Annotated in this window: 4 protein-coding genes; all 4 read right to left on the reverse strand. The window is 42.3% G+C overall.

From position 1 onward, the window contains the following. Window positions 1-666: hypothetical protein (locus tag FWE37_09285; protein MCL2521171.1), on the reverse strand; the 666-nt coding region annotated here is incomplete at its 3' end. Window positions 667-771: 105 nt separating this feature from the next. Continuing rightward, entirely contained in the window at window positions 772-1,977 is a 1,206-nt protein-coding gene (locus tag FWE37_09290; GenBank protein ID MCL2521172.1) for a tetratricopeptide repeat protein, read from the reverse strand. Continuing rightward, entirely contained in the window at window positions 1,964-2,911 is a 948-nt protein-coding gene (locus FWE37_09295; protein MCL2521173.1) for a hypothetical protein, read from the reverse strand. The genes FWE37_09290 and FWE37_09295 overlap by 14 nt, the downstream gene beginning before the upstream one ends. Before the next feature lie 99 nt (window positions 2,912-3,010). Then, entirely contained in the window at window positions 3,011-3,889 is an 879-nt protein-coding gene (locus FWE37_09300; GenBank protein MCL2521174.1) for a hypothetical protein, read from the reverse strand. Between the last annotated feature and the right edge of the window lie 113 nt (window positions 3,890-4,002).

The following is a 4,002-nucleotide window of genomic DNA, read 5'->3' on the forward strand; positions in this document are numbered from 1 at the left end:
AAAGGTACTTTGGTACCCGGCTAAGCCGGCAATAAATTGGCTAAGCGGTTGTACTTCGCCCAAACTGTTGGCGGTAAAACTAAGGCTGGCGTTAGGTGTCGTTAATAAATTAAGACGGCCGCCGGCTAAATCGAAGGCTACGGCACCCGCTTCGTGCTCAATGTAAAAAACATCTTCGCCAATGGTTATGCTATAGCCGTTTTCGTTATGAATAAGGTTACTGCCGGCCATGATGGTCCACGGTAAACTTAGCCGCTCTATATTATGAACTTCCGCAGGCATAGCACCGCTAACCACAAGGTTACCCCTGTTGTTGCTAAAGGTTAAATTAACGCCGTAATCAAAGCTTAAGTTGAAGTTATCTTCGTCTTGCTCGTAGCTAATTAAATTTAAACGATGGCTAAACCCATCGCTGGTATGCAAAATGACCGGCTGATGGCGGCTAATGCTGTAAAGCTGCCCGTTACCTTGTAAAGTAACCGACCTAATTTGCTCGTCTATAAATTGATTAGCCACTGTTCTAACTACATTTACAGCCATACCCGCACTATAATGCTGCGTGTGGATAGAAGCCGTAAAGAAATTAAAGAGTAAAAAGCCAACCACCATTAAATAAGTGATAGGGCTTAAATACAAAACTACACGTCTAACCTTTACTTTTTTCATAGCTTTTATAATAACATGTTTTTGGTATAATTTCAAGTTTTTTTTGTTAAATTATCGTAACAAGGAATAGGGCAATTTTATCATTTATTCCTTGTTACCTGTTATTTAATTAATTTGCAGTTGCTCTACGTGCGGGATTAACCTTAAAATGTTATCTACCCGGCTGGCAAAGGTAATGGCATCTAGCCGGCGGGTTTCTTCTAATAAAAAGGCGGAGTCGGGGTAGCGTCCTTCTTTAAAGGCAATGAGGGCCCGGCTAAAGGTGATAAGAGCCTCCGGTGCGCCGCGCTCGAGGGCTTCTTGGTAGTAACTTTCGGCCAGCTCAAAGTTATTTTGTTCGTAGGCTACCAAACCTAAATAATAAAAGGGGCTAAATAAATCACTGCGGGCTACGCTGGCTTGGGTAAAGAGCGATTGCGCTAAAGTAAAGTTACCTTCGTTGTGGGCTTGCTGGCCGGCGGCCATAAGGGAGGTAAAATCTGGGGTGCCGGTAATGTAGTTAAAAAAGCCGGCCTCTAGGTTATGAGCCGTTATTAAAGCGGCTACGTTAGCACGGTTTTGTTCGTAAGTTAAAGCGTCATCGATGGCCGCCGTTACCTGCCGTAAGATTTGCTGCTGGCCGCTTACCATTAAGTAATGCACAAACCCCCACGAATACGCTAAGTTGCGCTCCATATCGGCCACGAAGCTACCGTTCATGCCATCGGTTAAGGCCAGTAATTGGTTAAGGCTTAACGGGTTTTCGGCATGGATTTGCTGTAGGGTAGCTAAAAAATCGGTGCGGCGGTACTCCAACACGGCCTCGCCGGTGCGGTGGCTGGTTCCTTCAAATAATAAGGCCGCTCCTTCGCGCAGCCAAGCCGGCAGTTTGGGCATGGCCGTGAGGCTGTACTGTAAAAAACCGTGCCGGCTTAAACGCTGGGCAATGGTGATACGGCTAAGCAGCTCGCTGGGCATATTACGGTTATCGTTGACTGTTAAAGGGTATAAAAAAAGCACGTTACGCTCGGGGTTGTTAAAATCGAGGTAGATAAAATCGTGCCGTACGCCGATAAACCCTTGCGGCCGCAAAGCCTCGTTAAAGCGGTTATTATTGGCAAATAAACTAAGGTTAAGCATAACGTTAGGCGGCGTGGCCGGGTATAAAAAATCGATGTACAGGGGCAGGTTTAGCTCCATAATAAACAGCACTTCTTCGGCTAAAGCCGGTACTTCGTTGGTAATAAACTGAAAATGCCTGCTGCTTTGGGCAATAGCCGGCTGGAGTAAGCTTACAAATAGCAGTAAAATTATTAATTTAGGTTTTATCATTTTTATTTTTTTTGGCCCCTTTGGTGTTGTTAATTAGTTTATCGATAGAAATATGCACTTCTTTTAGAAAAATACCGGTATAACTTTCGATGTTGTTAATAATAAATTTTTGTAAGTCGTGTATTTTGCCAGCCATCGAGCCTTTATTGGGGGCCGCTACCGATAACCTAATGACGTAGGTAAAGTCGCGCTCTTGCCGTAATTTAACTTTTAACGGCTTTATATTGCCGTCAAACTCTTCGACACAGTTGATAACCAGCTGCGTTAAAGCGGTTTCGCTGATGCTAAGCTGGCCTTTATCGCCGTCCTGAAACTGCGGCTTAACAATGGTTTTTTCTACCATCGTATTATTTTTTTTGCCTAACCCAAACAAGCCTTTGTTTCTAAAAAAAACTTTAATGCCATCATAAAAAATGTGGGCGTAGTCGCGTTTTACCTCGACACTCGGTACGGGGATAACATGGCGGCCGGCTTTGCGGTTTTTTAAGGCGGTTTCAATTTCGGTGGGGGTGCTTACGTCTTCTATGCGGATAATTTTAGAAATATCGGGCAGCTGTAAATGGTAAACAATTTTTTTTACCATTTTATCGCTGGTGCCCAGTACTAATATGCGCTTAAATTTGCCTTCTTCTAGGGCGTTAATTACCTCTTGCCTGTGGCCTACATCGTCGTATAAGGCCACCTTAACGGCCATTAAGGCGTATTTTTCGCGCTTGGCAGTTTTACCGGCAATAATTTTGTCTTTGTAAATAACAAGGCCGTCGTCTAAAATAACATCTATATCGTATTTTTTGGCTACCATTTTAGCCTTAAAGCTTTTACCGGTGCCGCTTTTACCCACTAAAGCATAAACCTTTAGGCCCCTTAGGGCCTGCTTTATTTGGTTTAAAGTATCTAAAACTTTAGATGTTTTTTTTTCTTCCGGTGCGCTCATTAACCTTATAATATTAATATATTTTTATCATTTTTACTAGTTAGTATTGTTAAATATTTGCTAAATAAGCTATAATAAAGCTGCCGGCCATATTTATATTTACATTTCTTGTGGTTTAGGTTTGGTAAAGCGGTATTTAGGGTAGGGGTATTGGGCCGGGTCGCCAAGCAGCCGGTTACGGCTGTCTTTTTGGATAATAGTTACCAGTCCGGCGCGCACGTACGGTACCAGCTCGTAAACATCGGCTAAATGATTAAAAGTAAGCATATCGTTTAGCATATTGCTTAAGTGCTCCGAGCGGTAAACCTTCGTTTTATTATGAAAGTTTACTATATCTTTGTTAGATTTATTTTTAACAAAATGTTCTATGGTGTAATGGTTTTGCTCTACGGTTAGGCCAATTATGCCGCGCTGGGCTATTTGGGTTTGCACCGTTACTTTAGCGGCCGCCTCCAGCTGGATAATTTTATATTCCAGCTCGGTTATGGCGTGTTGCTGGCCGGTGAGGGAGCCTTTAAGGTTTTTAATTTCGTCCTTTAAATCGCTGTTTTCTTCTTTAAGTAAAGCAAAGCCATCAAGCTCGTGCAAACGAAAGATAAAAAAGAACGTAAAACTACCTATAATAACTATTATTTCATTAAAAGGGACTTCGCGCAGGTAAAACCATAAAAAAGAAGAGCCGATAATAGCGAACAAAGCCATTACATTGGCTTTTAAACGTATGCCTAAAACAAAAAAGAATGGCCAAAGCCAAGTGCTGTTAGCAACACCGAATATAAAACCCCAAGCAATACAGACAACGGTAACGGCCCAAACGGCTACAAGTTGTAACTTTCTAAACAGCTTAAGGTACATCGTACCTAAAAGTAAAGGCACCAAAAGATATTCTAGAGCCTCTATTCCTTGAAAATAGAGGCTGGCTACAGAGAAAAAAGCCACCGTAATGTAACAAAGAATGGTAATGAATATTTTAACCATATCCTTTATTATGGTGGCTATTAGATGCTATGTCAAGCAAAATTTACTTATTTTTTACCATTGCCCCAGCCGTTAGCCCAGCTGGTATCGGCACTAGGGAAACGCGGTTCAGG

It is taken from the genome of Spirochaetaceae bacterium (assembly GCA_009784515.1).
Taxonomy (GTDB): Bacteria; Spirochaetota; Spirochaetia; order WRBN01; family WRBN01; genus WRBN01.

What these genes read in the sequence shown, in the direction of transcription:
- FWE37_09300 (MCL2521174.1), bottom strand. Translation starts at nt 3,889, where the DNA reads ATGGTTAAAATATTCATTACCATTCTTTGTTACATTACGGTGGCTTTT.
- FWE37_09295 (MCL2521173.1), bottom strand. Translation starts at nt 2,911, where the DNA reads ATGAGCGCACCGGAAGAAAAAAAAACATCTAAAGTTTTAGATACTTTA.
- FWE37_09290 (MCL2521172.1), bottom strand. Translation starts at nt 1,977, where the DNA reads ATGATAAAACCTAAATTAATAATTTTACTGCTATTTGTAAGCTTACTC.